Consider the following 26,552-nt stretch of genomic DNA (forward strand, 5'->3'; position numbering starts at 1 on the left):
TGACGGTGATTCGAGGCGAATGAGGGCGAGTGACGGTGTTTTCTGTAGTGACGATATAGCGACGGGCGCGGGATGGGGTGGGGTGGGGTGTAGCAACGCCGTGTAGCAATGACCGCGGGCGTGCGTTACTGTAGCAACACCGGCACCCGGAGGGGCATGCGATGAAGAGTCCAGCGTCAAGCAGTAGGGCGGGTTCGCTCAAGTTTAGTTTGACCTACGCCCAGGTGCTGGCGCTGTCGGTCCACAAAGGCCCGGCCTTGGATGCGCAAGGAAAGGTTCGGCTGGTCCCGCGCCCGGACGGGAAGGCTTACGTGGTGCTGGACGGCGGGCCGGGGGCTCCCACGGGGTTTGGCTTCCGGGTCGGCTCCACGATGACCACCTACGTTGGCCAGAAACGAGGGCCCACGGGCACGCCGATCCGCTTCACCTTGGGCAACGTGAGCGACATGGGGCTGGACGAGGCCAGGGAGGCGTGCAGGGAGCACCTGGCGCTGTTGAAGGAAACGGGGAAGAACCCCGTCCACGTCAAGCGCCAGCAGTTGCTGGAAACGCTGGAAAGGGAATCGGAAAAAGAGTTCGGGGATCTGACCCTGCGCGAGGCATTGGAGCGTTACATCGCCCACTTGGACGCCCGCGCAAAGAACAAGAAGATCAAGCCGGCCAGCGTGGACGCGGTGAGGGACAGTTTGGCCCGCCTTTCACGCCCCACGGTTGGGTTGGCGGACAAAACCTTGAACGAGCTCCATTTGGAGGTCATCCAGCAGGCCTTTGATGCTTGCCGGATCAGTTCCATGCAACTGTCCAATCGCATTCCGCGGGACATGAGCAGAAAGCTGGCGGAGGTGGCGGATTGGGCCAAGCTCACCGTTTCCCAGCTGGAAGCGTTGGGCATCACCGGCAAATACATCCAGCGGGTGCGAGCTGCAGGGTTGAGTTCAACGGAACACACGTTTTCGGACGCCAGGCGAGCGGTGGATTTCCTCATCGACGAGGAAAGAGCCCGCGATCATCGGTTTGGCCGTCCCCAGCGCCAGTTCTACAACCCGCTGGTGGTGATCCATACCCGCGACATGCTCCGGGAAGCGCACGAGCTGCGAAACCATTACAGCCGGGCAGAGGTTCGCAATCCCCTGGACGACAAAACGCTGCCCAAGGTCCTCAAAGCCATTGCAGCACGGCGGGACGAACAAGGCGGGCGCAATGCGGCCGGGGCGGACTACCTGCTGCTGACCTTGCTTTGGGGAACACGGCGCAGCGAGGCTGCTCCGTTGCGCTGGTATGACCGCTGCACGCCCGGAGAGTTGTCGCAGGAAATGGTGTCCTGGGTCTGGCTGGCGGGGCCAGAGGACATCAACCCGACCACCAAGCGGGCGGGCAGCCAGGTCTACCTTTTCGAGACCAAGAACAAGGAGCAGCGGTTCTTGCCCGTCACCTACTTCGCCGAGCGCGTCCTGCAGCGGCGCTTCAACGAGCGCGCAGACGATACAGGGGCCAAGCAGGGATTGGAGGCCGCCAAGGCCGCGCTGAGCGCCGCGAGCAAACGGGGTGGGCAACGGGGACTGATCGACGCCTTGGAGGCGGCGGTGGCCGACGCTGAGCACGCGTTGGATCGAACCCGGTTCGTCTTTCCGGCAAGGTCCGGGCGCAGCAAAACGGGTCATTACTCCGACAGCAAATCCATCATCGCCAACGTGCGTCGCGACGCTGGGCTGATCGATTTGCGCGAGGAGGTGGACATCGGCCTGACCCCCCACGATTTGCGTCGCACTCTGGGGCGCTATGCCGAACGGATTCACGGCACCAAGGCCCGGGTCGTGTCGCAGATGCTTCACCACCGGATCAAGGACAAGGATTCCGCGGCCACCGACGCGATCTACACCGAGCAGGAGTGGTCGGTCCTGCGTCAAGCGTTTGCCGTGGTGGAAGAGCACATGATGGCGAGCAGTCCCCGGGTCTGGAACCGCTGGAAGGGCACGGACAAGCCGCGGCTGGATGAGGTCAACGACCCGCCAGTGACGATTTTTGCAGCACGCAACCAGAAGGTGGCGCTCGATGACGAGGATTGAGCCCGTTCGCACAGAAGAGGCGTTCCAAGCCAAAGCGGAAGCCTCTTGGAACGCAGAGTTGGCCCGGGCGAAGAGCGCTGGAGGCGGGTTGGTGTCCGCCAAGGCCGCCGCGTGGTTCTTGGGCATCCATGCCGACACGCTGGGCGAGTGGAGGCGACGCACCCCGCCCACCGGGCCCCGCTTTCAGAAGGCCACCGGCAGCGCCGTCAATGGCCCCAACCAGCGTGTGAAATACGACTACGACGAACTGGTGGCTTGGAAGGATGGGCGTCAGGGCAGGTCAGCGAAAGAGCGTCGGCTGAGCGCTGAGCTGGAGCGCTTGAGCCAACAGCAGCGAGAGCTGGAGCTGGAGCGGCAGATCCACGAGGCCAAGGTGGCATTGGAAAAGCTGCGCAAGAACGCCGGGCGCTTTGCTGCGTTGATCACGTCCCATGAAGGTTGGGCCATTCCCCACCCATGGGCGGTGGTGGGAGGGCTGATTGCCGGGCACGTGCTCACCGTGGACGAGGACACCCTGGATCGCGCCCTGGCCGAGGGCGAACTCTGGGAGGCCCCCCTGGCCGAGGCGCTGCTGGAGCCTTGGACCAGCGTCGCGGCGCGCGAGCCATTCGATGACGCAATGGAGGCGGCACAATCCGCGTTCCAGGCGGCGTGGAGGGCGGTCCGGAACCAAGCCCGTGCGCAAGGCTTGGACGACGGCCTGCCGCCCGCGGCGGACCCAATCACTCGCACACCGTTCCGGTTCTGACCGGCTACCATCGTCATTCCACCCATGCGGCAAACCCATGTCCCTTGATTCCAAGCAGGAAGCGGAAACACAGCTGTTAAAACGCTACAGAAAAACCTGGGGCCAAAAGCACCCGGCGTTCCTGGCCGGCGAGGGCGTCTCCTGGAAGCGTCTGAAGAACGACATTGACCAAGAGGCGAAAGCGGCCAAGGCGAAAACGAAGGTGGAGTTGAGCCCGCCGTGGACATCGGCGCAGGCCGCTGGACTTCTGGGAATCAACCAAAAGGTTTTCCGGGTTCTCGCAACGATGGACAGCGAAACAGGTCCGTTGCTTGCAGACGATGGCAAGCATGCGGCCATTGGCCTGCCCCGACTTCTGGAATGGGCAGAAGGGGTGAGGGGCGCCCCCAAGGTTCGCCGCTGGCGTGAGTCTCGGCGCGATGAGGACTTGCTTGGGGCAACCGTCAAAAGGCCAGCGGCGACGTTCCAAGTGGTCAAAAAAACCCAGATCCGCCTGGGGCTGGTGGACGGCAAGGTGTCAACGCTGGACCTTTCCCACCTCAGTGAAGAGGAGAGGGTTGCACTTGCAGCGCTGCTGCGTGGCGCGCGTGGGGCGCTCCAGCAGGACGAGCGGGGCGTGGTGATGTTCATGCAAAAGGAAGCCACGCTGCCCGAAGCGTTCACGCTGCCCTGGGCGGACGAGGCGCTGAAAAAGGATTGCGCGGGACGCTACAAGGAGCTGCTGGAAAGCGCCCAGGGCGAGCTGGCCCAGCTCCTAACCCGGGTGGAGCAAGACATCCGAAAAGCCCGTGAGGCGGTTGCTCAAGAGGAAAGCCCAACCGCCCAAGCCGTCCAGGCGGCAATGCTGGACATGTGGAGGGGAGAGGAGCGCGACGTGCAGATGCTTCAGTCCGAGGTTCGCGAGGCGTTGTTCGATTTGACCCTGCCGGCTGCCACAGGTCAGGCTCGCAAGCCGTGCCCGTTCTGACCGGAGGCTGGAGCATTTCTCGCCGGCTACCCGCCGGCTCGGTCTTGGAAGAAAAGGCAGGGAGGCCGCGGCTTCCGCCGCAGCCTTGTTCACCCGCTCAAGCCCCAGGTCGCCCTTGGGGCTTTTTTGTGTCCGCACGGGAAAGGGGCAAGCGCCCCTTTTGGGCCCGATTCCCATGTCCTGATCGATAGGCTGGCGCCACACCAATCGACACAGACACCGCCATGCAGCCGCTCATCCTCTCGCTCGACCCCTCGCTCTCGACCCACTTCTCCACCCTGACACCGCAGGTCCTCATCGACGCCCTGGCCGACGCCTTGCCTCAGGCCCTGACCCAGCTCGCCGCTGACACCAGCACGTCGGTCATCGTGCCCAACCGCGACATGCGCGGCCACCACCCCGCCCGGGTGCTCACCCTGCAGCTGGCAACGCTGGACAGCTTCCTGGACGTGGCCGACGCCGCCAACGGCTAAGCCAGCAGCGCAGCGGTAACCCGGGCCTAGGCCCAACCCCCTCAACCCTTTTCGCGAAACGCGGCCGACCAGCCGTGCTGGCGGAGCTTTGCCCAAAAACCCCTCAACCCTGGAGATTTCCCATGAACGCTGCTGCTCACCCCTTCGACCCCAGCGCGCTGTCCCTGCCGAAGCAGCGCAAGAACACCTCGGCCCCTCGCGCCACCAAGCTCGCGTCCGCCATGGTCGGTTACGACCGCCTGCCCGCAGCACAAAGCACGGACACCTGGCTCACCCCGCCGGAGCTCATTTGGGGCAGCCCGAAGGAAGGCTACACTGGCCTGGGGCCCTTCGACCTGGATCCGGCAACGCCCGAGAACGGGATGCCGTGGCCCACCGCGGCTCGGATGCTCAAGCCCAGCGATGACGGCCTGGCGTCGGAATGGCCGGCGGATGCCTTCGTTTTCATGAACCCGCCGTTCGGCCGGGGGCAAGAGGCCTGGATGGAGAAGATGGCCAACCACCCGGGCGGTGGCATCGCCCTGGTGTTTGCGAGGACGGAAACCAAGTGGTTTCAGCGCTTCGTGCTCAACCATCCCAACATCAGCGCGGTGGTTTTCCAGGAGGGCCGCCTGAAGTTCCACCGGGCCAACGGAGACGTAGGTGACGCGCCCCCTGCTGGCCCTGCGTGGATTGCCTACGGCGAGGAGGGTGCCCGTCGCTTGAAGCGGGCGGTCAGGGAGGGGCAGATCCGCGGGTGTTACTTGGAGCTGGATTTCGCGCGTGTGAGTTGGGTGTTGGATGCTGACATGGGGGCGGCCAACGATGAATGAGGTCGCCAACCTGGTGAAGGCCATTCGCGCCATCCCTTCCACCGATGGCAAACCGTGGAATCCGCGGGTTGCAGTCGAAACGTTTGTTCAGCACGCGCTGATGTCACTCGGGATTTACCACGTGAAGCTGGTGGCTCACATCGACCCCAAAGTGCTTGCATTTACCCCCTTGCAAGAAAGAGCCGTCGCAGTGGCCGAGGTGGGGGCGGCCATCACCGCTTACTTCGACGCTGTCGCTGCAAGCAGGCCGTTTGAAGACATTCTTGGGCAGGTCCATGCCGAGCTGCTGGCCAGGAAGGGCGGGGAAGGGCTGGGGCAGTCTTTCACTCCCGGCGATCTTCTCGATCTGGTTCAAGCCCTTGCCACCAACCTCACCTGGCGGCACCCCAGTGCCAGCGTGGGTAACGTCTATGACTGTTGTTGTGGTGCCGGCTCACTGGCCCTGGCCGCGATCCGGAGTCGCCTCAACCTCATTTCAAGCAATGAAATCCGGGTTCGCGCGGGAGACATTGATCCCTTGTGCGCAGCGATGACAGCTTTGCAGATTCACATGAACCAGACCTTTCATTCCCTGCCGCTTAGGGAAGTCAAAGTGACGGTGGGAAACGAGCTGGTCCGAGGAAAAAAGCAGACGGAAGGAGAGGGGCAGGCAGAAGGGGACGAGTTGGCCGACCCTAGGCGATGCGGGTTCTGGTCCCACTCCTTCAACTACGAGTAGGCCGGAGGCCCGCCTTTCCCCTCTCCAAGACTCGGCGGCGAGCAGCCGCCGGCTCTTGCTCCAAGCCGCTTTTGCTTTTGCTCTTCAATCCGCAGAAACCGGGTAACAAGTGCTTGTTACCCCGCTTTCCTGAAAGCCATTCCATACGAAAAATAATCCAACCGTATCGGTTTGTTAGGAAAGACTGCTGGTTAACGCTCCTGCTGGTTAACCCCAAAACCGTTAACCAGCAGCCAAACCAGCAGCAAAACCCTTGTCACGTAAGGCTTTGAAGGCTCCTGCTGGTTTGCTGGTTAATTTTTTTCACTTTTTCTCTGCAACTGTAAAATGTTAAGAATAAGTGAAAATCTCTCGACCAAATGAGACGTTGGCGCGTAGCGTAAACCTGTTTTTTTAACCAGCAAACCAGCAGTTAGCTTATTTTTTGAACAAAAACGAGATTAAACAATCACTTGGAAGGTTTTTAGTTGCTGGTTTGTCTGCTGGTTTAAGAAAAAACAGAAAACCAGCAGAAAAGTTAACCAGCAGCTAAAAAATATTTCTGGGGAAGGGGCTTGACGGTTTCAAGAAACCTGCTTTCTTGAATGTATTACGGATGCAACACGGAGAACCCATGAGCACGCAGCAGAACCAAACCCCACGCAAAGACCCTTTCAATGCCCGCATGGAAAGGGCGTTGATTGAGCGGCTGAAAGCCGAAGCCAAGCGGTCGGGGATTTCTCCCAGCGAGAAGCTGCGCCGGATCCTCGACAACGCGTTGCCGCACGTCGCCTAACCCCACAAACGCGAAACCCCGCCTTGCCGGGCGGGGAGTCGTTGGAGCCGAACTACAATGTCTACGAACAATCTCCCTCAAGATCCGTCGGTCGTCAACCCCCCTGAGGTTGCTTTTCTCATCGAAAAGCACTGGGAGAAAAACCGGCGGGATTACGCCAGCAATCTCAAGGTTGAACAACGGGCCTTGGATCGCCACAAGCAAGCCAAGCTCAACAAAGGCGAGCTGCGCCCGGAAAGCCTGGACTTCTTGTTCGCTCGCCACCTCCAGTTGGGGCTCGACGGCCACCTCTGGGCCAGCGTCCGCGACGAATCCGCGACGCAATCGACGCTGGTCTACCGTTGGAGTGCAAATCACTGGGCGCTGGTTCACCGCGGCCTCGGCGACGGCCTGGCGTCCGACTGGCTCGATGCCAACATCCCCGCAAAGGCCAGCGACAAGCTCGCTTCGAGTTGCTGGGCCTACGCCCGCACCCGCCTAGGCCAGCAAAGCGCGTTGCCGCAGTTGGAACCCAAGCGGGCGGTGGTCCCCTGCGCTGACGCTTACCTGGAAATCACCGCCGACAGCATCCAGGCGTTGGAACCCCAGCCGCGCTACGGCATGACCCACGCCCTGAACATCGCCACGGGCGCCACGCCCGGCCAGCGCTACATCCCCAGCTCCGTGCCGGCCGATAGCCTGCTGGGCAAGTTCCTGGCCCATGCGTTGCCGGACGAAGGCGTGCGCGCCTTGGTGCAGGAGCAGTGCGGGATGACCTTGCTGCCCGGTTCCTATCAGATCGCGGCGTGGTGGCATGGCGCCGCCGGCAGCGGCAAGAGCACGCTGGCCGAGTGCGTCGAAGGCGTCCACAACAAAGTGGCCCGCCTGGACCTGGGCACGTTGAGCGACACGTTTGCACTCGAAGGCATCCTGGGCAGCCAGCTGATCTTGGTGGATGAGGTGGAGTGCGAGAAGTGGAAAGAGGGCACGTTCAAGACCCTGGTCAGCGGCAACGGCATCGCGATCAATCGCAAGCACCTCTCGGTTCTGAACTACCAGTCCAAGGCCAAGTGGATCATCAGCTCCAACTCCGCGCCGTTCTTCCGCGACAAGTCCGGCGGCGTGGCCCGCCGCCTCTCCATCGTGGAGTGGGCGAACGTGATCCCGGAGAGTGACCGCATTCCTGACTTCAGCAAGAAGCTGCTTGCAGAAGAAGGCCAGTTGTTCCTCGACTGGATGCTGGAAGGCGCCCGCCGAGTCGTGGCCCGCGGTCGCTTCATGGCCGACCACGAGCTCCCGGAGGCTGCGCGTGCTTACAAGCAGGCCGTCATCCACAACGCCGATTCCATCGCCGCCTGGGCCCATGCCGACCGCGTGCAGTTCGGTGCCGCCGCTGGCAGTGAGCAGTGGCAAAGCGTCAAGGCCATCCATGCCCGCTATGCGGCCTGGTGCGAGAAGAAGGGCTTTGAACCGGAGGAAATCCTCTCGCAGCGCCAGTTCACCCGCGGCTTGAAGACTGCCGGGCACCTGCGTGGGCGCCCGTCGAATCGGCGCGTGGAGGGCGAGCAGTTGGACTGCTACCTCTGCTGCTGGAAGGGCGAGCAGACCGACGCCGAGCGCGCACAAGAGCAGGAGCTCAAGCGGCTGGAGGCCCTGACCCCAGAAGCCCGCCAATCCGAATCTGAGCAGGCCAAGGCGGCCAACGACGCCCAGAACGAAGCACTGGCCGTCGCCGCCGAACGGCAAGACGAGCAGGACTTCGCCGACATGCCCGATGCCATCCGAGACGTCTTTGGCTTCACCAATACGCCCTACGAGCAGGTCCAGGCGGAACGCCGCGCCGAACGGGAGCGCCAAGCCAAGAACGCCGCCGCATGGGAGAGGCAGGATCGCCGGGAGCGACAGGCGCGCGAGCAACGCAAGGCCGAAGCGGAAAAGAAGAAGGCCGGCTAACCCAGCAACGCCGGGCATTTCCGGGGCAGGCCTTTACAACCGGCGACGTTGCGCTATTGCAAAGGGGTATCCAAACCAAAACGGAGCCCCCATGCCATCGCCCAACCACATCCCCGACGACGCGTTCCCCGAATCGGCCATCAGCCTGGCCGATCTAGAGAGCCCAGAGACACCGGAAGCGGACCCGCAATACTTGCTCGTGCAAAGCGGGTTTGGTCTCCATGTCCGTCTGGGAAAAGACGGCGACCAGGGATTGCGCAGCGAGGACGAAATCGCCGAGCTGGTGCGGCGAGCGTTGTATCACCGCAAGAGTCTGACCCTTCATATCGAGTTCTGACCCGACCCCACCCACAACCACCCGCTTGGAGGCGCAGGAGGTTGAAAAAGATTTGAGGCAACCCCGCATGTCCAAGTATTCCGATCTCATCCAAGCCACCGCCGAGCGAATGCTTGCGCTCATGCAGCAGGGCACCATCCCCTGGCGCCGCCCATGGAATGATCCCGACGCCCCGCAGAACGGCTCGATCAACGGGCCTTGGAACCCGACCACGGGCAAGGCTTATCGCGGCAGCAACACACTCATCCTGCGCGGTGCCCAACTAACCCATGGCTACCAAGACGACCGCTGGCTGACCTATCGCCAGGCCGAAAGCATTGGCACCCAGGTCAAGCGCGGCGAGAAGGGGCAGCGGATCGCCTACTGGGATTTCAGCAAGACGGGCAAGGCCAAAGACGGGGCCGAGCCGTTGACCGAGGGCGAAGAGAAGAACGGATACCAAGGGCCATCGGTGTTCGTCGCCACGGTGTTCAATGCCAGCCAAATGGACGGCATGCCCGAGCCCCCGCCGCCCTTCGTCATGCCCGAGTCGATCCGCAACTTGCGTGTGCGGGAGTTGTTGGACAAGCACCAGCCAAAACTTCATCACGACGGTGGCAACCGAGCGTTCTACTCCATCGCCGCGGATTCGATTCACCTGCCGAAGCACCACACTTTCAGAGATGACGTCAGCTATCAGGCCACGTTGCTCCACGAGTTGGCCCACTGGACCGGCGCCAAACACCGGCTCGACCGCGACCAGGCCGGTCGGTTCGGCAGCCAGGACTACGCAAAAGAGGAACTGGTGGCGGAGTTGTCCAGCCTTTTCATTTCCGAGCGCCTGGGTATTGCCCTGGGCAAGGAGCACGAAGAGCAACACGCCGCCTACCTGCAGTCCTGGATGAAAGCCCTGGCCGATGACCCCAGGACCCTGTTCCGCGCAGCCAGCCAAGCGGAGAAGGTCATGACCTTTTTGGACATCCCGGCGTTTGAACGCGAGCCGCTGCCGCAGGTCAAGAAGGAGCAGGACATGGAGCAGGGGCGAAAGACGGAAGCCGGTCGAAGGACCCCATCGCGACGCAAGGAACGCCAGGTTGCTTAGCGCAGGTAGGGGGTTGACCTTTTGAGGTTTCGAGTTAGAAATGAATGTGCTGGGGGAAGTCCCGGCTGTGGTCCGATTCCTCTACTTCTAACTGAGAACTTTTCCAGGGTGAGCGGTTAGAAGGTGGTTGGGTGGTTATCCTTGCTGTTGTTATAATCCTTGGTTTCCGACGTTTGCCGTCGTCGGGGTTGAAAGAATGCTTGGTTAGTGATTTCCTAGGCCGTTTAACTAAGCGCCATGTTGTTTCTTGAGCTTCTTACGCTGGATTGAGAGGGGTGGCGAACGCCACCCTTTTCTCTTTGCAGCCCCTTGCGCATCCCCTTTTCTTTGTTATGGGTATTTCTACTCACACAAAAAAGGAGGATCTATGCGCAATCTTTGTTTGTCGGCCATCGCCGGTGCGTTGCTGCTCTCTGCGGGGTGTTCCAGTCAGCCCGGCACTGCTCCACTTGAGAGCGAAACTGCGGCCACTTCCGTGACCTGTTGGGGGAGGTAGACCTGCCCAAGGGCGCGACCCTGGACGATTTCCCCAGCCTTCTCAATGCCGGGGGTATCGCTTGGGAGAAGGTCCAAGAAGGAAGGGTTCAGCTCGAAGGCTCCTTCGACCGTCCTTGGAGCGACGGCCGTTCGTTGGCAGTGGCCGTTGACGTTCTCGGCCGAACCACCCGGTTGATCGTGCGGGCTGGCGACCAGCCACGGCTTTCACCGCCGGCCGTTTGTGTTCGCGGTGTTGGGAGGGATGCCGTCGCGTCGGATATTTCGGAAGCGCATCCCTGTAAGTAACGAGAAAGGCGGCGAAAGCCGCCTCTTTCTTTTCCAGATCCCCTTGCGCAAACCAAACCTTTTGTTATGGATGGTGCAACCCATTCAAAAAAGGAGGCCTCATGCGCGTTTTGGTTCTTTCTCTGGCCCTTGTCGGCCTGCTCCCCTTGACGGCCTCGGCTGCTGACACTACTTCCGCCCGCCGATACGGCGCCAGCGAAACCTTGTCCGTTCAGAACGCCCGCCTGGGCGAGGTGCTGATGGTCCGCAGCGTGGACATCAAATCTGACAATCGCCTCAACGCCGGTTCCGCCATCGGCGCGGCCGTGGGTTATGGGGCCGCTCGCGAGGTCAAAGGCGACTACCGCAGCGCCGCCAGGGTGGCGGGTGGGGTGATTGGGGGCGTCGCCGGCACGGCCATCCAAAACGGGGTGAGCAAGCGCCGCGGGATGGAAGTGTATGTCCGCCATCTGGAGACCGGAAAAGTCATTGCCATTGTTCAGGCCGATGACCTGCCGATCCGCGCCGGTGACAAGGTGTTCTTGACGGGTAGGGGCAGCAAGACCCGCGTTGTGCCGATTGAGGGGCAGCGCTGATGGATGGCTCCACTCAAGCAGTGCTAGACCCGTGTTGCGGTAGCCGCATGTTTTGGTTCGACCGAGCCGACGAGCGCGCCATTTACGGCGACATCCGTTCCGAGGAACACACACTGTGCGACGGCCGGCACCTGGAAGTTCGCCCGGACCAGGGCATGGACTTTCGAGCCCTGCCATTCCCGGACGGGCGCTTCAAGCTGGTCGTGTTCGATCCGCCTCACTTGCGCAAAGCGGGGGAGCAAAGCTGGATGCGCGCCAAGTATGGCTGCCTCAACCCCAGCACTTGGCGCGAAGACCTGCGAGCCGGGTTCGCCGAATGCTTTCGCGTGCTGGAGCCTTCGGGGGTGCTGGTCTTCAAGTGGAACGAAACCCAGATCAAGGTCAGCGAAATCTTGGCACTGACGGATGAGAGGCCCCTGTTCGGTCACCCCAGCGGCAAGCGTGCAGCGACGCACTGGATCTGCTTTATGAAGGGGCAGCGCTGATGGCTATATCTATTTCGGCTGGGGCCTTTGTCTGGGACGGCATGGACTCTTTGGCCGAGGAACTCCGTGCGCTTCCCTTTGCGCTCCAAATCCTGGATGGCATGGACTGCTCCCCTGCGCAACCTCACGAGCTGCACCACCTGCCAATGGCGTGGAATCTCAAGCCCAGCCAGTGGGGCCAACCTCTCACCTTCCAGGCGCGCCCGCTGAGGAGTCGCGCGGGAGGCCGCCCATGGTGAGCGCGATCCTTCTGCTGACCCTGCTTGGCCTCATGGTCCTGGTCCCGCTCTGGACGTTCAAGCGCTTTGGCGACGCTAAGGCAGCCTGGCAACGGGTAAGAGGCGGTGAGCGAGACGCTCGCACGCACGGCCGCGTCGTGATCCATGGCGGGCTGTTTGGAGTTGGGATGGTGGTCATCGCCGCGTTCTTGGCCCAAGCCACCTTCAGCGTCTGGCACCAGCTCGCCACCGGGGGAGGCCTGTTTGTCCTCGGCACGGTCGCGGTGCTCTGTCTGCTGGCCTTTTTCTGGGGCAAGGGGAGGTCGCGCGGATGAGTGCGTTGACGATGCTAGTTATTTCCGTGCTGGTCCTTGCTGTGTTTCTCTGCTCGGCGGCGTTTCTCTCTTTTATGATCGCGTTGACTTACCCGACCGTAAAGCAATCGCTGGCCCTTTTCTGCGCCGGGAAGCGCGACGCATCGCTCTACGTGGATTTCGCGATTTTTGGGGGGATCTTCGCGGGTTGCGTCCTCACGCTCGCATTCGGGGCGGTGGTAATGGCCCTCAACATTTCCAGCGCTGAGGACGCCGCTCTATACGCGGCCACCTTGCTTAGCGCGGGGCTGGGCTACTGGGTGGGCCGATGACACGCGAGCCGTCCACCTTGTTTGCCCCAGGCGTTCTTCCCGGGCCGGATGGCATCGAGCTGTTGCCGATGCCCGCAGACATCCGGGCCATCTACGACGCAGCCCAACGCAACACGCCTTTCAGCAAGGACGTGGACGACGCCCTGGCCGCGCACCGCAACGCACACGGCGAAGCGGAGCAAATCGAGCACGCCCAGCGTGTGGATCCTGCGGATGCCATGCCCTCGGAGCGCTACCGGGCGTATGTGAGCCAACGCCGCTATGCGGTCCGCGCCTGCATTCAGGCCGGCATGGCACGAAAGGACATCGCAAGGTTCCTCGGGGTGGCTGTTTACACCTTGCAGAAAGATGCTCAAGCCCTTGGACTGCGGTTGCCGGTCTGCCAACGACAACCGAGGAGCATTGCAGGGCACTCGGTTGAGGAAGTGCTGAGCCTGCTCCACGAACTGGGCACCCGCACCCGTGTGGCGGCTCGGATCGGCGTCACGCAGCAAGCGGTTAGCCTGTTTTGCAAGAAATACGAACTGGACATACCGCAAAACGGAAAGAAGGCGGTTGTTCTGGCTCGGCGCAAAGAGGTGCGCCGGTTGAGCGAGGCCGGCCTATCGGTGTCTGAAATGGCGCAACAGTTGGCCGTGCCATACGCGTGCATAACGGCCGACCGCAAAGCGCTGAAGCTGCCGCGTGTGCGTCTGCCGGCAGAGAAAATGACCCTTTTGGGCTTGAGTCGAGCAGAGATCGAGGCCCTTCTTGCTCGATTCCAGACCATCAAGGCAGTGGCGTTGCATCTCGGAACCAGTGGGGCGCATGTGTCCTCTTACATGAAGAGAGCCGGCCTCAAAGCGCCACGGGACGGGCGATGCCGCCAGGCCAACACACCATCGACCGACCGCAAACCGCTGAAGCTTCCGGGCATGCGTAAACCGGCGGAGAAAATGACCCTCTCGGGCTTGAGTCGAGCAGAGGTCGAGATCCTGCTCGTCCGATTCCAGACGGCCAACGCTGTGGCTCTGCATCTTGGGGTCAGCGCGTCGTCTATATCTGTTTACATGAAAAGAGCAGGTCTCAAAGCGCCGCGCGATGGGCGACGTCGTCAGGCCGCTCCATCATGATTCCACGCAAAGGCTTCCTCGGCGGCCGCTCCCCGGCCCAGGTTCAATCCTTGCTGGACGAAGGGGGGACTCAGCGCGCCTTGGCCCAACGCCTGGGCGTCACCCACCAAGCCGTGAACCGCTTTGTCCGGCGGCACCGCCTGGCGGGCTCCGGACGGCAGGCGTTCCGGGACCGCCAAGCCCGCGAGCTCGCTGAGCGTCGCCAGCAGGTGCAGCGGCTGGTCCGAGCCGGGCTGACCTCGGTCGAGGTGGCCCAGCGCTTGGGCGTGTCGCCGGCCACCATCGGCCTGGACCGCCAAGCCCTTTGGTTGGGGCGCGTCCTGAAAGGGCCGGAGCACCGCACCTTGCGGGGGCTGGCCCTGGACCAGGTTCGGGCTCGCTTAAAGGAGGTCAGCCGGGCTCAGTTGGCGCGGGAGCTCGGGGTGAGCAGCTCGGCCGTGTATCGCTACTGCAGGAATGCGGGCCTCAGCACGTAGTAGCCGAGACATATCTCCAGGCCCAAGTGCCGATGCGTCGTCAGGCTCTAAAGCCCCGCCGGTTTCCTATTTCGCAAAGCTCATTTCGATCAATGATTTAGAGCCGGATGGTCCCTTAGGGATTGGCCCAAATGCACCCGTTGAAGGATACTTGGAGCCTGTTCGAGGGGATGTATTCGATGCCACTGCTCAACTGGTCCGACCGTGATGAGGACCTGACCCGCTCCGCCCTGACGCCCTATCGACTCTTGGAGCCGGTGGCAAGCTTGTCCTATGGGGAGGTGGACGCTCCCAACATGCTGATCGAGGGCGACAACCTGGATGCGTTGAAGGCGTTGCTGCCTTACTACGCCGGCCAGGTTGGTTGCGTCTACATAGACCCGCCGTTCAATACCGGAGCGATGTTCCCGAAATACGACGACAACTTCGAGCATTCGATTTGGTTGTCAATGATGTATGCCAGGCTCGAACTCATCCACGAGCTTGTTTCAGAGAAGGGATCTCTTTTTCTTCATCTGGACGATAACGAGGTTGACTATGCGAAGGTGATGCTGGATGAGATTTTTGGCCGGTCCAACTTCGTCAACAGGATAACTATCGCTGCCCGCTCTCCTTCTGCATTTAGCACTGTCAATCCTGGTGTATTCAAAGCATCGGAATACATTCTTTGGTATGCCAAGAACAAAGAGAAGTTTGAAGACGTAAGTGCCCGCATTCCACGCGGTGTTGACTATGCCTACAACCTTTGGCTGGAGAACCGGGATTTGCCTGAGAGTGAATGGAGGTTTTCGTCTCTTGCCGATAAATACGCTGAGGTGCCACGGAACGCAAGGATCAAACACCCTAAGTCTATTCTCCAGCACTTCGACAAGTGGGTTCTGAAGAACTCAAGCCAAGTCTGCCGCTTAGCATCCATTAGCGACTCCGGTGCGGGTCAGGCAATCGTTGATCTAAAGAAAGAGTCTCTCAGTCGACCTGGTGAGGTTCTAAAGCTGGAGCGGGGCGAATCGCTCGATACGGTCTACATCTTGGACGGTCAGCAAATCCTTTTCTACAGCAAGAACGTTGTTGAGATTGATGGAGAGCCTGTCGCCTCCTCAATGCTTACGAATATCTGGAGTGATATCTCGTGGGAGGGTATTGCTGGCGAGGGCGGCGTGACATTTAAGAAAGGTAAAAAGCCCGAGCGGCTCCTGCGTCGTTGCATTGAGTTAACGACTAAACCTGGGGACCTTGTTCTCGATAGTTTTCTTGGAAGCGGGACGACAGCAGCAGTTGCTTTGAAGCTCAATCGCAGGTTTGTTGGTATTGAGCGAGGTGACCAGGCGCGAAGCCATTGCCAAGCGAGGCTTGTATCCGTTGTGGAAGGAGAGCAATCAGGTATTTCGAAAGAAGTCGGTTGGAAAGGTGGCGGTGGCTTTCGCTTCTACAAGCTCGGCGTGCCCGTGTTCGATGACGAGGGTCACATCCGCGACGGCATCAAGTTCGAGCACCTGGCCGCCCACGTCTGGTTCGCCGAGACTGGTGCCGCACGCTCCACTCGAGCCCCGAAGCAGTCGTTCCTGGGTGAGCACCATGGGATCGGCTACTACCTGCTGTTCAACGGCATTTTGGGCGATGAGAGCAAGACCGGCGGCAACGTGCTGACCAAGCGGGTGTTGAAAGGCCTGCAGCCCTTTGACGGGCCCAAGGTGATCTACGGGGAGTCCTGCGACTTGCCAAAGGAGCGTCTGGAAGAACTCCAGATCACCTTCAAACAGACCCCCTACGACATCAAGGCACGCTAAGCATGGCTCTCTCCCTCAAGGTGTATCAGCAGCGGGCCCTGTCCAGCCTGGCCCAGTTCCTCGAAGACGCCCGGCTGACTGGCGCCGCATCCGCGTTTGAGAAGAACGTGGATGCCGGTCTGGTCACGCAATACAAACCCATGCCTCATCTGGAGGCCTCGCCCTACGTGTGCCTGCGCATTCCGACGGGCGGCGGCAAAACCGTCATGGGCGCACACATCATCCAGGCGGCAGGTGACGCCTACCTCGAGCGCGAGTTTCCGCTGGTCATGTGGATGGTCCCCACCACCCAGATCAAGACCCAGACGCTGGAAGCCTTCAAAAACCCCCGACACCCCTACCGGCAAGAACTGGACGAGGCGTTCGGGGGCAAGGTCGCCGTGTTCGATGTGGAGGACTTCACCCACATCCGCCCCGCTGATCTGGGAACCAAGGTCTGCGTGGTCATTTCGACGATGGCCGCGCTGCGCGTGGAGAACCAGGAGGGGCGCAAGGTCTATGAGCACCACGAGGACCTAGAGCCCCATTTCGCCGGCAGCGTGTCCGATTTGCCCTACTTGGAGCAGAACAAGGCGGGAAAGGCCATCGCGTCCTTTGCCAATCTGCTGAAACTTCACGGTCCGTTGGTCATCACCGACGAAGCCCACAATGCCAACACGCCCTTGTCCTACCAGGTCTACGAGCGGCTTGGTGCCAAGGTCGTGGTGGAGCTCACGGCCACGCCGGAAGCCAGTAAGAGCAACGTGCTGGTCAGCGTCAGTGCCTTTGAGCTCAAGGGCGCGGACATGATCAAGTTCCCAGTCGTGCTCAAGGAGCACGTGGGGCAATGGGAAGTCGCCGTGGGCAGCGCTGTGGCCCGCCGCAACGAGTTGGGCAAGACCGCGCTGGGCGAGCCGGACTACATCCGGCCGATCCTGCTCATCCAAGCCGAAAACGCCAAAGGCACCGCCACGGTCGAGGAGGTCAAGAAGCACCTCATCGACAACGAGAAGGTGCCCGAGAAGGCGATTGCCATCGCCACGGGCGATCAGCGGGAGATCGACGGGGTGGACCTGTTCGCCAAGGACTGCCCCATCGAGGTCATCATCACCAAGCAAGCGCTCAAGGAAGGGTGGGATTGCTCCTTTGCCTACGTCTTTTGCTCGGTGGCCCAGGTCAAGAGCGACAAGGACATCCAGCAGCTGCTGGGCCGCGTGCTGCGCATGCCGTATGCCACCCGCCGCAAGCAGGAGGCCATGAACAAGGCCTACGCGCACGTCACCACTGCGGCGTTCAATCTGGCTGCCGCAGAGCTCACCAAGTCGCTCATCGACATCGGGTTCAACCCGCTGGAGGCCGTGGGCGCGGTGCTGGCGGATCCCACACCTGGGCCCGGCTTGGACTTGCGAGGCGGCAAGGTCAATCCGGTTCCCGTGACGCCCAAGACCACCATTGCCGTGAGCAAACAACCGGATCTTACTGGTATCCCTGCTCGGGACCAGACCAGCGTTGTTTTCACTCCGAACGAGGAAGGCAAGGGCGGCTCGGTGGAGATCACGGGCGAGGTGGACGAGTCCACCGTGGAAGCGATCACCAAGGCTGTGCCAACCAAGGAGCGCGAGGAAGCGGCGGCTACAATCCAGCGGCACCAGATCGCCGCCAAGGCCGTCAAAGCCCCTAGCCAGAACGGCGCGGTGTTCAGCGTGCCGCGGCTGGGGGTCATGGAGCAGGGCGAGCTGGAGTTCGTGGAGAGCGGCGCCACGCCGCCGGGCTTCACCTGGGACTTGCTGGCCTATCCGCCGGACCTGTCCAGCCTCAAGTTCAACGTCGACAGCCAGACCTTTGAGGTGGACCTGGTCGATTCGAAAGTGAGCTACACCAAGATCGACGACGACGTGAATACCTACCTGCCGGGCTTTGCCAAGGACCGCACTCAAGCGGACTTGGTCGGCTGGCTGGACCAGAAGATCCGTGATCCGGCGGTCAAGCAGCCCGTGCTGCGGGAGTGGTTGCGCCGGTCCATCAGCGGGCTGTCCGAAGATCGGGGCTTCTCGCTATCGCAACTGCTCAATGGCCAGTTCGTGCTCCGACGGAAGCTCGGCGAGCAGCTTCAGATCGCCAAGGCGGAGGCGCTCAAGGAAGGCTTCCAGCAAGCGCTGTTCGGTGCCGACGCCGACATCGTGGTCAGCGACGAGCCCGGTGCGATGTTCACCTACCCGGCGGACATGACCCAGTATCCGGCGCATGCCTACTACCAAGGCGGCACGTATCGCTTCCGCAAGCACTACTACCCCCTCGTGGGCGATCTTCAATGGAAGACCGCTGGGGGCAAGGTGGGTGAGGAGTTCCTCTGCGCCCAGGCCATCGACCAGCTGGATGAGGTGGAGTTCTGGGTTCGCAACTTGGTGGACAAGAGCCAGTTCTGGATGCCGACGTCCAAGCAGCGCACCTACCCGGACTTCGTGGCGCGGCTTAAAGATGGTCGACTGCTCGTCGTTGAATACAAGGGTGGTGACCGTTACTCCGCGGACTCCGAGAAGGAGAAGCGCATGATCGGCGAGCTATGGGCCGCTAAGAGCAACGGCCGAGGTGTCTACCTCATGGCCCAGCTGCGGGACGAGAAGGGCAACAGCATCACCGAGCAACTTAAAGCAGCGATCTCTAAATGATCAGGTGTGAGTGGGGTTCACCCCCGTATTACGAACACCGGAAGGCCGCTTGACCATACAGTGCAAGGAGGGTGTGTGACCGAAGACGAGATCGAACAACGAAAGATTGAAGCCAGAGTGCGCTTGGCTAAAGGAAGCATGGATAAGGCTGGAAAAGAGCTTGAAGAAGCTGAAAGGGTCGCGAAGGAGAGTCCTACACCTTTCAAGCGGAAGCTGGTGAATCAGGCTAAGGGGCGCTACAGCAAGGCCGCGCAAGTTTTTGACAGAGCCGTGGGCGACAAGATGAAGAGAGAGCTTGGGGGCGGTAAGGATGGACCCGGGCGAAGGATGTAAACGGGATGCTTATCGCACGGGCTGATTCTCGGATCGTTGATCGCCCGCTATACGAGCCCGCGATGCCTTGGTTGAAATCCTAGATATGGATCGAAGGCTGAAGCGCATGGCGGATCACGTAGCCTCCCGTTGGCTGTTCTCCGCTAAGGTCTCAAGCTGCGATACGGCGAGCGTCTAGGTTGGCAATGCCCAGAATGTCGAGAGCAAGGAAATGGTCCGCACCACAAACTGGCCCAGCGCGAAGTTGTCCCCCCAGCAGAAGGCCATCGTCGCCGCGCACGCGGTGCTGAACCTGGCAGAAGGCAAGGCCGGCGAACGCGAGCTGCGCAGCCTGCTGGTCAACGAGATCGGCCTGGCCTGGGCACCGTTAAACTGCCTCCAATACCTGTCCGGCAAAGAAGCCCCGGCCGCGCTCACTGCGTTGCCAGACGAATGGCAGGCGCTGGAGCGCAACAAGAAAGACCCCCTGCGTGCCTCGGTCATTTCCTTGGTCATGGTCAAAGACGTCTGCGGCGCTGGGGGCTGCAAGCTCTCCGGCGCCAAGATAGCCGAGCGGCTGGAAGAGCTGCGAACCGCAATGGAGCCCAAATAGCGATGGATCACTTCGAAGGTGTGGTGCTGGACTATCTGCGCGCCGACCGAGCGCTGTTCGTCAACAGCCAGTGCTGCATCCAACTCAACGAAGGCGCGAACCCGGATACTAGCGGCCCGCACTGGTATTGCGACGCCGTCGCGGTCAGCTTCAAGGAGCAGGCGGCCTACCTCTGCGAAATCACCTACGCCGCACGCGCGCCGTCGCTGCTGGCCCGTCTGCGGGCGTGGGACGAGCATTGGCCTGGGGTCAGGGCAGCCCTGGCTCGGGACAGCGGTGTGCCGCTGGATTGGAGTGCCAGGCCCTGGCTCTTTGTCCCAGAGTCCAATGCCAAGGGCATTCAATCCGCCATCGGCGGGCTGAAGAACCTCCCCAGCCCCCGTGTCACCTTCTTGGAGGAAGTGTTGCCCTGGCGCTACCGCTCCTGGGATCGCGGTGCATACGTGGACGAGTCCCCATGACCGATCTCAATATCACGGCCACCAGCTACGCCCTGCTGCAGGGCAAGTTCACTTGTTGGAAGTGCTCGGAGTCGATCGTGGTGACCGCCATTTGGGTGCCTGGGTTCCTCGACAACGAGGACGAGGAGTATCCCGAGGAAGGCGGCCCATCGCTGCTGAAATACGTCAGCGAGCTGGACGTGGGCACGATGGCCCGGGTCAGGGCCGCGGCCCCCTGGCTCAAGCCCAACTGCTCGCAGACGGCCAACCAGACCTACGTGGCCAACCACTGTCAAATCTGCGGCACGCTGCAGGGAGACCATTTCATATTCAGCCCAGACGGCCCGTTCTTCCCCCAAGACCAGGCCGGCGTGGACCAGCTCAAGGTCATCCCAGGGCACGGGCCCCTGATGGCGAGCGCTTCCACGGCGCAGTCGGACTGGATGGGACTGGTCAAGCTTCCCACGCACGCCTGACATCGAGGCAGACGGGATTTCGGCCAAGGGTCTCTACCACTGCGAATGAGGCTGGGCATACTTCTGCCCATCCCTTGTTCCTCGGAATCCTTCTGCTGGCTCATCCCCGGCCTATTTTTTTGCCTGGTGTCAGGCCTCGCCTCGCTGGGCTTGGCGGTCCTTGGTGAGCGCAACCGCCTCCTCATACGTGGCTGCTTTGCCGCTAAGAAGCAGATCCAACGCGACCCGGTGCCGGGCGGTGTAGTAAATGTTCCCCAGTGGCAACACCGTCGCTGGACGCATCGCGGGGCCAAGGGTGTAGACGAAGTGCGGAGAATGGGTTTCCGGCCAATGCGGGTCTACGTCCTGAAGCCGATCAACCGTGTCTACGCGCTCGATGAAGTGGACACTTCGGAACTGCGATAGGTAGCGGAAGCCGATGTAGGCCGGCGGGACAGTGGGCCAGCCATTGCCACCGATGGGATGGAAATACTTGCCCTGCTTGGTGACGACATCGATCCAGGTCAGCTCTTGAGAGCTGGGCATCAAGTCTCGGCTTAGCGAAACCACATAGGCGAGCGAGTCAAACGCGTTGGAGGTCATTCCGTATTCCGATAGGTGCAAGGCGAGCTGGTCCAGCCACAAGCGTTCGATTTGGTTTCTGGTCGCAGCATGAGCCCGCTTCGCCATGGCACGGATTTCAGACCAGGAGAGGTGATCGACGGGGATGCCCTTGACGTCCGCGGGAAGGTGCCTAACGGCCCAATCCTTCCGAGCCGCGCTGACCGAGATGAGCCGCTTGTGCTGCACATTCGAGTCGGCCAAGCGATGGACATACCGGGCAAGTTGCGCATGCGTGGCCACCTGCCAGTGTCGCTTGGCTTCAAACACCAGATGAAAGGCCGTGCCTGAAAGAACCTCCAAATCAGTGAACCCGCGATCCTTCATGCCGAACTCTTGGCTGGAAAGCGCCACCTGTGCCAACGGATCAAGCCCCATGGCACCGAAGAGCTCCGCACGAAGCGCTGCGGACTGCTCCAGGCACCATCCCAGGGCATAGGTGCCCGCGTTCTCATCGCAGCCGGCTAGCCCAAAGCAACTGACGGGTTCTGCCCCCCGAATCAACATCAAAGCCTCCTTGCAGTGGGGCAAGGCATCGCCCCTACTGGGTCGACTGATGTTGCCAGAACTTCTGGTTTTGGGGCCACCACTTCCCCGCGTTGACGCGCCTCATCACGAGCGCGCGGAAAGCATCGGGGGAAGGGGCTGGCCCCTTCCGCTTATGCCTGCACTGGTTGCATCGGGCATGTGCGGCCACCACGTTCCCGGACACGTCTCGGCCCCCGTCTTGCTGGGCCAGCAGGTGTTCGGCGGTGCACTGAAAGGCTTGAGCCTTGCGGGACTTCAGTCCCAGTTCTGATGGAGCTTCGAGCCACATCGGCAGACCGCAATAGAAGCAGCGGCCAGACTGGGCATGGAAGGCGGATGTGCGGATGGATTTGAGGCGCTTGGTCGTCATGGATGGCTCCGGAATCGAAAAAAAGATTCCCGCGCCCCCATTGGGTGGACCTCGGGCACCCGGAGCCTACTGGCATGCGGGCACAACACCGACGCTTCTGCGACCGGCGGTTGCTTTTTAGCTTACTCGTGCCTTCGGTGCAAGCGCTTGGGTTGGCGCCTCCAAATCTTGTTGCCCGATCCTCTTGCGGAAATGGATTTATCGAGTATTGGTGAAGCAAGCCCAATCCGGGCCACTTTCCCTTTCCCTAAATCCGAGGATGATTTTTCATGCGCAAGACCCTTTCTTTTTCTCTGGCCTTGATGGCCGCGTTTTCTGCCGCTTCGGCGTCCGCCGCCGACGTCACCGAAGACTTGATGATTTCTGCGACCGTGAACAACGAGTGCAGCATGCTCGTGACCCAGCTGGGCGGCGGTGAATACAACGGCTTGGCGTCCGGCACGCAGGGCTATTCCAATGGTGCGTTGATGGTTCGCTGCAACCAAGGCACCGCCTTCAGCATCGTGCCTGGCGATGGGTTGAACTACGGGGCGGCCATCGCGCGTCCCAATCACCGTGCTGTGTCCGATGGGGCCGGGAACTTCGTGGCCTACGGGCTGTTTAAAGACCCTGGTGCCAGCCAAGCGTGGGGCAGTGGGGCCGATGCGTGGGAGGGTGTGGGAACCGGTGAGCAGCAGATGATCGGCATCGGTTATGCCTTCTATGATTTGAACAAGGTGCCCGGCGGGACCTTCTCCGATACCATCGCCGTGACCCTGAGTTACTGACCTTCAACCGCGTTACTTTAATCCCCCGGAAATCCCCGGGGGTTTTCTTTTGAAGGTGGGTTGACAACTTTAAATGTTTTGGTTGGATCAAAGGAGGTGATCGGTTTGGAGGAATGGTGTTTAAGCGTTTGTTGGTGGCTCCATTGTTTTTGCTGTGCGCCGCTCCTGCGTGGGCGGGCAACGTGTCGTTGTTTCCCACAAGCATCGTGGCCCCGGCTGGAGAAAAGGCAGGCGCGTTGACCTTGGAAAACCATGGGAAAACCCCCGAGCGTTTCCAAGTGACGGTGCTGGACTGGTCCCAAGACGCCAGCGGGCAGGACGTGACCAGCCCCGCCAAGGCGGTGCTCGCGGCACCGTCCATTGTCGAAATCCCGCCTGGGTCCCGCCGGGCCGTGCGGTTGGTGCGCACCCAAGGCATCGGCACGCCGGGCTACTACCGCGTGCTGCTGCGCCAGTTGCCCCAGCCGTCCACGGCGGGCCAGGTGCAGTTGTTGATCCACCAGAACCTGCCGGTGGGGTTTGAAGACGCCAAGGCCGGTCCTCCCGTGCTCAGGGCGCGCTTCACCGCCGACGGGCTTCTGCTGACCAACACCGGTTCGACCGCCGCGCGCCTGACCGCCGTCGGTCCTCAAGGCATGCCGGCATGGCGCGAAGGGGCGCTGGGGTGGGTGCTCCCTGGTCAGAACAAGCTGGTTGAGCTCAAGCCCGGCTTGAAAGCCGCCTCGCTCTCGATCACGGTCAACGGGTCCCCCGCTACCGTCCCCGCAGACTAAGGGCAACGCATGCGGCGGGGAAGCGTCCTGGGCCTCGCGCTGGCCCTGTCCATCGGCACCGCGCACGCGGCCATCCCAGACGGGGTGGAACCCGTGCTTGCAGCGCCCATCCTGGCCAACGGCCAGCCCGCCAAGGACCCCGTGGTGCTCTGGCAGCAGAACGGGGCTTGGGTGGCCGAATCCACGACTTGGCAGCAGCTCGGCGTGACCCTGCGCCCGGGCGAGGAGGGGCAGGACTTGACCGACCAAGCCTTGGGCGTGACCGTGGTTTATAACCCCGAGAACGCGACCGTCCAGCTCACCATTCCCGCCGATCGCAAGCCAGCCCAGCAGCTCAGCCAGCACGGCCCCCCGGTTTCTCAGGTGTCGCCCGCCATCGGGGGCGTGCTGGTCAACTACAACATCGCCACCCAGATTGCAGGCGGCCGACAAGCCACGTCGTTGGCACTGGACGCGCGCACCGGAGGGCGTTGGGGCGTGGTCTCCACCACCGGGCAGCTCAACCAATCCCCCAACGGGTTCGGCATGCGCCGCGGCATGACGGCCTGGCAGAAAGACGACCTTCAGCGCCAACGGACCTGGCAAGCCGGCGATGTCTACGCCACCCCCCGCATCGGCCCCGTGGCGCTGGGGGGCATTCGCCTCACGAAGGACCCGGCAGCCCTGGATCCGCTCACGCCGACGTGGCCCGTCCCGACCTTGGGGGGCATCGCGTTGGATCCGGGGCAGGTCAAGGTCCTGTCCAACCAAGCCGAAATCACGCGCCAGGACGTCAAGGCCGGGCCCTTCACCGTGGACAGTCGAAACGTGGCCCTAGGAGCCAGCCAAACGGCCGTGGTCGTGCGCGACGCCTACGGCCGGGAAACCGCCGTTTCCACTGCACGGCTCTACGTCGCCCCGACCCTGCTGCGTCGGGGCCTCTCCGCGTGGGAAATCGCCGCAGGCCAGGTCCGCGAAGACGAAAACCGCTACGGAACGGCCGGCGTCAGCGCTTCCTGGGCCAGGGGCGTCAACGACCGCTGGACCATCCGAGCCGGTGGCCAGGTGGACGAGAACGCCAAGGGCAACGTCACCGTGGGTTCCACCTGGGGGCGAGGTGGGTCGCTCAAGCGACGGCGGGACGCGCTGGGCTGTTGCCTACGGCTACAAAGGGCCCACGTTTGGCGTGCGATTGGAACACGAGGAAAACGACGGGTTCTGGCGACTGCAGAGCGAGACGGCGCTGTCCATCGCGTCGCGCACCCAAGCCAGCATTTCCTACCGCCCGGATCGCCGCTTCACCGTGCGCGGCACTTACAGCGCCATCGACACGGGGCGCTCCAGCCTGGCCTTCGCTTCCCTGGGCGTGAGCGCGAACCTGGGCACCGCGGGCCAGGTCTCCGCCAACGTGCTCCGAGATCTCCAAGGCGACGATCTTCAAGTATCCGCCAGTTACACGTATCGCTTCGGCAGCAAGGCCAGCGTGGGCGTGCGCGCCCGCCAGGCACCGGGCCAAGACTCCCTGACCACCCGGGCCACCTACCGCACCGAGGGCGGTCTTCGCTTGGCTGCTGAGCACACCGACGGCGACCTGCGCAGCACCCGGGCCACGGCGGATGCCATGACCCGTTACGGCGACGCCCGGATCATGGTGGACCGCTACGACGGGCAAACCTCCGTGGCGGCCAACTTCTCCGGCACCGTGTTCCTGGACCACCGCGGCGTAGCCTTCGGAAGGCCTGCCTATGCCAGCTTCGCGGTCGTGGACGTGCCGGGTCAGGCGGGCTTGCCGGTGCGGGTCAACGGAGCGCCGGTCGGCCAGACCAACAAGCAAGGCCGCGTCTTGGTGACCGACGTTCCCTCCTTGCTGCCCACCACGGTGAGCCTCAAAGACAAAGACCTGCCCGTGGGCGTGGAGATCGGGGAGACGGAGAAACAAGCCGTGGCCCCCCGGCAAGGCGGTGTGCGGGTGACCTTCCCCGTGCTGACGCAGAACGCCCGGGCCTTCATCCTGACAGGTCCGATCATCGCGCCGGGCACCGTCGCGTCCACGCCGAACGAACAAGCCATGGTCGGCTACGACGGAGCCCTTTACCTAGAACACCCTGAGCCGGGGATGGCCGTCGAGGTTTCCGGCGTGTGCAAAGCCGTGTTGCCGTCGCCACTGCCGGGCGTGGACGAAGTGGCGAAGTTAAGGTGCAACTAGCCGCTCAGGTCTCCCTCGCGAGTAGGCGGCACCCCTAGCACCCTTGCCTTTGCAGCAATGACTGCGCAAACGGTCGACCCACAAGCTGGGCAAACCGCAGGCTTGAGAAGCCTCTCTGGCAAGATAGGAACGATGGCCTCGCATTCGCAGCGCAGCCCCAAGGCTTCGACCTTCTGCACCCGCCGCTCCGGGTCCCCCTTGATGGCCAAATAGCTCGAGTTGCACTTGGTATTCGGGCAGAAAACGGGCTTGTCCCCCGCTTGCTCGGCCGGGCCGAGAATGAGCACATGGCCGCAGTCGACGCATTTGCCCGTCGCGAGATCCTTGCTGGCAGCGATCAGCGTCGAGCTCGCAACCTCTTCCAGCTCAGCGATGAGAACACGGAGCCTTTCGATCTTCGGCCGTGCGTTCGTCAGATCTTTGCGCAGATGGAGAAAGCTCCCCAACGAGTTGTAGTAACTGCGAAACTTGCCCCAAGGAATGCGCTTGGCCTCGCCGATCGGCAAGAAATCCTTGTCCTTGAAAGCGGCCTTCAAGTCACTTGAGGCAAAATCGAGGTCTTTGGGCGGTGGCGTTACCGAGATGGAGAAGCTGGCCGTTTGATCAGAGTTCGGATCGAAGGCGGCCAGCATTTTGATGATCTGGTCCGGTCGCCACTCGCGAGCAAGCTCGGTGGAAACGTCTTCACCATATGCAGCCAAGTTCTGATACGCCACGGATTCCAGGCAGAATCGTAGTTCCAGCGCGGCGTAGATCAATGACGCGTCATCGCCCCTGCTGATTAGTTCTTTAGCCGTGCTTAAACGTTCCGCGATGTTGTAAAGGGCCATAATCAAAGGTTACTCGATT

The 26,552-nt window shown here is 61.9% G+C and carries 28 protein-coding genes and 1 pseudogene; 26 read left to right on the forward strand and 3 right to left on the reverse strand.

The genetic code is table 11. The annotated features are described in order from the left end of the window. Positions 1-209: 209 nt before the first annotated feature. The 22 genes from AC3ITW_RS05940 (at position 210) to AC3ITW_RS06045 (ending at position 20,480) form a co-directional block, all read left to right on the forward strand. Positions 210-2,066 (forward strand): integrase arm-type DNA-binding domain-containing protein, encoded by a 1,857-nt coding sequence (locus AC3ITW_RS05940; protein ID WP_224119354.1) that lies wholly within the window; start codon positions 210-212, stop codon positions 2,064-2,066. A gap of 91 nt (positions 2,067-2,157) precedes the next feature. Beyond that, positions 2,158-2,814 (forward strand): nucleotide-binding protein, encoded by a 657-nt coding sequence (locus AC3ITW_RS05945; RefSeq protein WP_235319588.1) that lies wholly within the window; start codon positions 2,158-2,160, stop codon positions 2,812-2,814. Positions 2,815-2,851: 37 nt separating this feature from the next. Then, the gene (locus AC3ITW_RS05950; RefSeq protein WP_046429566.1) at positions 2,852-3,781 is read left to right on the forward strand and encodes a hypothetical protein; all 930 of its coding nucleotides are present in this window, start codon (positions 2,852-2,854) and stop codon (positions 3,779-3,781) included. A 224-nt stretch (positions 3,782-4,005) separates the two neighbouring features. Beyond that, a complete protein-coding gene (locus AC3ITW_RS05955) occupies positions 4,006-4,254 on the forward strand; it encodes a hypothetical protein (RefSeq protein WP_046429568.1) in 249 nt (82 codons plus the stop codon). 122 nt (positions 4,255-4,376) lie between these two features. Next, entirely contained in the window at positions 4,377-5,066 is a 690-nt protein-coding gene (locus AC3ITW_RS05960) for a phage N-6-adenine-methyltransferase (RefSeq protein ID WP_229295621.1), read from the forward strand. After that, positions 5,059-5,784: an N-6 DNA methylase gene (locus AC3ITW_RS05965; protein WP_033833383.1), complete on the forward strand. Its 726-nt coding sequence runs from the start codon at positions 5,059-5,061 to the stop codon at positions 5,782-5,784. Before AC3ITW_RS05960 ends, AC3ITW_RS05965 begins: the two co-directional genes overlap by 8 nt. A 613-nt stretch (positions 5,785-6,397) precedes the next feature. After that, positions 6,398-6,559 (forward strand): DUF3450 domain-containing protein, encoded by a 162-nt coding sequence (locus AC3ITW_RS05970; RefSeq protein ID WP_136191690.1) that lies wholly within the window; start codon positions 6,398-6,400, stop codon positions 6,557-6,559. 57 nt (positions 6,560-6,616) lie between these two features. After that, a complete protein-coding gene (locus AC3ITW_RS05975) occupies positions 6,617-8,491 on the forward strand; it encodes a DNA primase family protein (protein WP_180834177.1) in 1,875 nt (624 codons plus the stop codon). A 91-nt stretch (positions 8,492-8,582) separates the two neighbouring features. Continuing rightward, positions 8,583-8,828, forward strand: a complete 246-nt coding sequence (locus AC3ITW_RS05980) for a hypothetical protein (protein WP_049433832.1) — start codon at positions 8,583-8,585, stop codon at positions 8,826-8,828. A 67-nt stretch (positions 8,829-8,895) separates the two neighbouring features. Then, on the forward strand, positions 8,896-9,909 hold the full coding sequence (locus AC3ITW_RS05985) for an ArdC family protein (protein WP_057502475.1): 1,014 nt from the start codon (positions 8,896-8,898) through the stop codon (positions 9,907-9,909). An 884-nt stretch (positions 9,910-10,793) separates the two neighbouring features. Beyond that, positions 10,794-11,267, forward strand: a complete 474-nt coding sequence (locus tag AC3ITW_RS05990) for an outer membrane lipoprotein (protein ID WP_049420820.1) — start codon at positions 10,794-10,796, stop codon at positions 11,265-11,267. Between the two features lie 47 nt (positions 11,268-11,314). Further along, positions 11,315-11,752 carry a class I SAM-dependent methyltransferase gene (locus tag AC3ITW_RS05995; RefSeq protein WP_230548482.1) on the forward strand — a complete coding sequence of 146 codons (438 nt, stop codon included), beginning with the start codon at positions 11,315-11,317 and terminating at the stop codon, positions 11,750-11,752. A 232-nt stretch (positions 11,753-11,984) separates the two neighbouring features. Beyond that, complete coding sequence (locus tag AC3ITW_RS06000) at positions 11,985-12,305, forward strand: hypothetical protein (RefSeq protein ID WP_049420819.1); 321 nt, start codon at positions 11,985-11,987, stop codon at positions 12,303-12,305. Next, on the forward strand, positions 12,302-12,616 hold the full coding sequence (locus AC3ITW_RS06005; protein ID WP_139042370.1) for a hypothetical protein: 315 nt from the start codon (positions 12,302-12,304) through the stop codon (positions 12,614-12,616). The genes AC3ITW_RS06000 and AC3ITW_RS06005 overlap by 4 nt, the downstream gene beginning before the upstream one ends. A 68-nt stretch (positions 12,617-12,684) precedes the next feature. Then, positions 12,685-13,728, forward strand: a complete 1,044-nt coding sequence (locus AC3ITW_RS06010; protein ID WP_139042369.1) for a hypothetical protein — start codon at positions 12,685-12,687, stop codon at positions 13,726-13,728. Then, positions 13,725-14,204, forward strand: coding sequence for a hypothetical protein (locus AC3ITW_RS06015; protein WP_057502473.1), 480 nt, complete (start codon positions 13,725-13,727; stop codon positions 14,202-14,204). Before AC3ITW_RS06010 ends, AC3ITW_RS06015 begins: the two co-directional genes overlap by 4 nt. A 131-nt stretch (positions 14,205-14,335) precedes the next feature. Beyond that, positions 14,336-15,991: a site-specific DNA-methyltransferase gene (locus AC3ITW_RS06020; protein ID WP_197585577.1), complete on the forward strand. Its 1,656-nt coding sequence runs from the start codon at positions 14,336-14,338 to the stop codon at positions 15,989-15,991. A gap of 2 nt (positions 15,992-15,993) precedes the next feature. Further along, on the forward strand, positions 15,994-18,639 hold the full coding sequence (locus AC3ITW_RS06025) for a DEAD/DEAH box helicase (protein ID WP_033833386.1): 2,646 nt from the start codon (positions 15,994-15,996) through the stop codon (positions 18,637-18,639). Between the two features lie 75 nt (positions 18,640-18,714). After that, complete coding sequence (locus tag AC3ITW_RS06030; protein WP_032960334.1) at positions 18,715-18,972, forward strand: hypothetical protein; 258 nt, start codon at positions 18,715-18,717, stop codon at positions 18,970-18,972. Between the two features lie 211 nt (positions 18,973-19,183). Continuing rightward, complete coding sequence (locus AC3ITW_RS06035; protein ID WP_033833387.1) at positions 19,184-19,564, forward strand: hypothetical protein; 381 nt, start codon at positions 19,184-19,186, stop codon at positions 19,562-19,564. 2 nt (positions 19,565-19,566) lie between these two features. Next, on the forward strand, positions 19,567-20,025 hold the full coding sequence (locus AC3ITW_RS06040; RefSeq protein WP_032960331.1) for a hypothetical protein: 459 nt from the start codon (positions 19,567-19,569) through the stop codon (positions 20,023-20,025). Beyond that, positions 20,022-20,480: a hypothetical protein gene (locus AC3ITW_RS06045; protein ID WP_033833388.1), complete on the forward strand. Its 459-nt coding sequence runs from the start codon at positions 20,022-20,024 to the stop codon at positions 20,478-20,480. The genes AC3ITW_RS06040 and AC3ITW_RS06045 overlap by 4 nt, the downstream gene beginning before the upstream one ends. A 129-nt stretch (positions 20,481-20,609) precedes the next feature. On the opposite strand, the gene AC3ITW_RS06050 is transcribed toward AC3ITW_RS06045, so the two are convergent. Together AC3ITW_RS06050 and AC3ITW_RS06055 are read right to left on the reverse strand one after the other, a co-directional pair. Continuing rightward, positions 20,610-21,587, reverse strand: a complete 978-nt coding sequence (locus AC3ITW_RS06050) for a hypothetical protein (protein ID WP_033833389.1) — start codon at positions 21,585-21,587, stop codon at positions 20,610-20,612. A gap of 34 nt (positions 21,588-21,621) precedes the next feature. Then, positions 21,622-21,978 (reverse strand): HNH endonuclease, encoded by a 357-nt coding sequence (locus AC3ITW_RS06055; RefSeq protein WP_032960326.1) that lies wholly within the window; start codon positions 21,976-21,978, stop codon positions 21,622-21,624. Positions 21,979-22,247: 269 nt separating this feature from the next. Between AC3ITW_RS06055 and AC3ITW_RS06060 the strand changes: the two genes are divergently transcribed. The 4 genes and pseudogenes from AC3ITW_RS06060 (at position 22,248) to AC3ITW_RS06075 (ending at position 25,703) form a co-directional block, all read left to right on the forward strand. After that, entirely contained in the window at positions 22,248-22,745 is a 498-nt protein-coding gene (locus tag AC3ITW_RS06060; protein WP_080342749.1) for a Csu type fimbrial protein, read from the forward strand. 113 nt (positions 22,746-22,858) lie between these two features. Continuing rightward, positions 22,859-23,518, forward strand: a complete 660-nt coding sequence (locus AC3ITW_RS06065) for a fimbrial biogenesis chaperone (RefSeq protein WP_046430696.1) — start codon at positions 22,859-22,861, stop codon at positions 23,516-23,518. 537 nt (positions 23,519-24,055) lie between these two features. Further along, positions 24,056-24,520: pseudogene (locus tag AC3ITW_RS06070) on the forward strand (fimbria/pilus outer membrane usher protein); the annotation flags it as partial. A gap of 169 nt (positions 24,521-24,689) precedes the next feature. Then, positions 24,690-25,703 (forward strand): fimbria/pilus outer membrane usher protein, encoded by a 1,014-nt coding sequence (locus AC3ITW_RS06075; RefSeq protein WP_046430695.1) that lies wholly within the window; start codon positions 24,690-24,692, stop codon positions 25,701-25,703. Here the strand turns inward: AC3ITW_RS06075 and AC3ITW_RS06080 are convergent. Continuing rightward, positions 25,700-26,533 (reverse strand): hypothetical protein, encoded by an 834-nt coding sequence (locus tag AC3ITW_RS06080; protein WP_024957532.1) that lies wholly within the window; start codon positions 26,531-26,533, stop codon positions 25,700-25,702. The genes AC3ITW_RS06075 and AC3ITW_RS06080 overlap by 4 nt on opposite strands. Between the last annotated feature and the right edge of the window lie 19 nt (positions 26,534-26,552).

Source organism: Stenotrophomonas sp. KH_052, from assembly GCF_057838755.1.

Excerpts from the sequence above, each read along its gene's own strand:
- AC3ITW_RS06050 (WP_033833389.1), bottom strand. The coding sequence starts at position 21,587 with ATGTTGATTCGGGGGGCAGAACCCGTCAGTTGCTTTGGGCTAGCCGGC.
- AC3ITW_RS05995 (WP_230548482.1), top strand. The coding sequence starts at position 11,315 with ATGTTTTGGTTCGACCGAGCCGACGAGCGCGCCATTTACGGCGACATC.
- AC3ITW_RS05990 (WP_049420820.1), top strand. The coding sequence starts at position 10,794 with ATGCGCGTTTTGGTTCTTTCTCTGGCCCTTGTCGGCCTGCTCCCCTTG.
- AC3ITW_RS06055 (WP_032960326.1), bottom strand. The coding sequence starts at position 21,978 with ATGACGACCAAGCGCCTCAAATCCATCCGCACATCCGCCTTCCATGCC.
- AC3ITW_RS06025 (WP_033833386.1), top strand. The coding sequence starts at position 15,994 with ATGGCTCTCTCCCTCAAGGTGTATCAGCAGCGGGCCCTGTCCAGCCTG.
- AC3ITW_RS05975 (WP_180834177.1), top strand. The coding sequence starts at position 6,617 with ATGTCTACGAACAATCTCCCTCAAGATCCGTCGGTCGTCAACCCCCCT.
- AC3ITW_RS05950 (WP_046429566.1), top strand. The coding sequence starts at position 2,852 with ATGTCCCTTGATTCCAAGCAGGAAGCGGAAACACAGCTGTTAAAACGC.
- AC3ITW_RS06005 (WP_139042370.1), top strand. The coding sequence starts at position 12,302 with ATGAGTGCGTTGACGATGCTAGTTATTTCCGTGCTGGTCCTTGCTGTG.
- AC3ITW_RS06015 (WP_057502473.1), top strand. The coding sequence starts at position 13,725 with ATGATTCCACGCAAAGGCTTCCTCGGCGGCCGCTCCCCGGCCCAGGTT.
- AC3ITW_RS05955 (WP_046429568.1), top strand. The coding sequence starts at position 4,006 with ATGCAGCCGCTCATCCTCTCGCTCGACCCCTCGCTCTCGACCCACTTC.
- AC3ITW_RS05980 (WP_049433832.1), top strand. The coding sequence starts at position 8,583 with ATGCCATCGCCCAACCACATCCCCGACGACGCGTTCCCCGAATCGGCC.
- AC3ITW_RS06060 (WP_080342749.1), top strand. The coding sequence starts at position 22,248 with ATGCGCAAGACCCTTTCTTTTTCTCTGGCCTTGATGGCCGCGTTTTCT.
- AC3ITW_RS06080 (WP_024957532.1), bottom strand. The coding sequence starts at position 26,533 with ATGGCCCTTTACAACATCGCGGAACGTTTAAGCACGGCTAAAGAACTA.
- AC3ITW_RS05985 (WP_057502475.1), top strand. The coding sequence starts at position 8,896 with ATGTCCAAGTATTCCGATCTCATCCAAGCCACCGCCGAGCGAATGCTT.
- AC3ITW_RS06000 (WP_049420819.1), top strand. The coding sequence starts at position 11,985 with ATGGTGAGCGCGATCCTTCTGCTGACCCTGCTTGGCCTCATGGTCCTG.
- AC3ITW_RS05970 (WP_136191690.1), top strand. The coding sequence starts at position 6,398 with ATGAGCACGCAGCAGAACCAAACCCCACGCAAAGACCCTTTCAATGCC.
- AC3ITW_RS06010 (WP_139042369.1), top strand. The coding sequence starts at position 12,685 with ATGCCCGCAGACATCCGGGCCATCTACGACGCAGCCCAACGCAACACG.
- AC3ITW_RS06045 (WP_033833388.1), top strand. The coding sequence starts at position 20,022 with ATGACCGATCTCAATATCACGGCCACCAGCTACGCCCTGCTGCAGGGC.
- AC3ITW_RS06020 (WP_197585577.1), top strand. The coding sequence starts at position 14,336 with ATGCACCCGTTGAAGGATACTTGGAGCCTGTTCGAGGGGATGTATTCG.
- AC3ITW_RS05965 (WP_033833383.1), top strand. The coding sequence starts at position 5,059 with ATGAATGAGGTCGCCAACCTGGTGAAGGCCATTCGCGCCATCCCTTCC.
- AC3ITW_RS06035 (WP_033833387.1), top strand. The coding sequence starts at position 19,184 with ATGGTCCGCACCACAAACTGGCCCAGCGCGAAGTTGTCCCCCCAGCAG.
- AC3ITW_RS06040 (WP_032960331.1), top strand. The coding sequence starts at position 19,567 with ATGGATCACTTCGAAGGTGTGGTGCTGGACTATCTGCGCGCCGACCGA.
- AC3ITW_RS05960 (WP_229295621.1), top strand. The coding sequence starts at position 4,377 with ATGAACGCTGCTGCTCACCCCTTCGACCCCAGCGCGCTGTCCCTGCCG.
- AC3ITW_RS06065 (WP_046430696.1), top strand. The coding sequence starts at position 22,859 with ATGGTGTTTAAGCGTTTGTTGGTGGCTCCATTGTTTTTGCTGTGCGCC.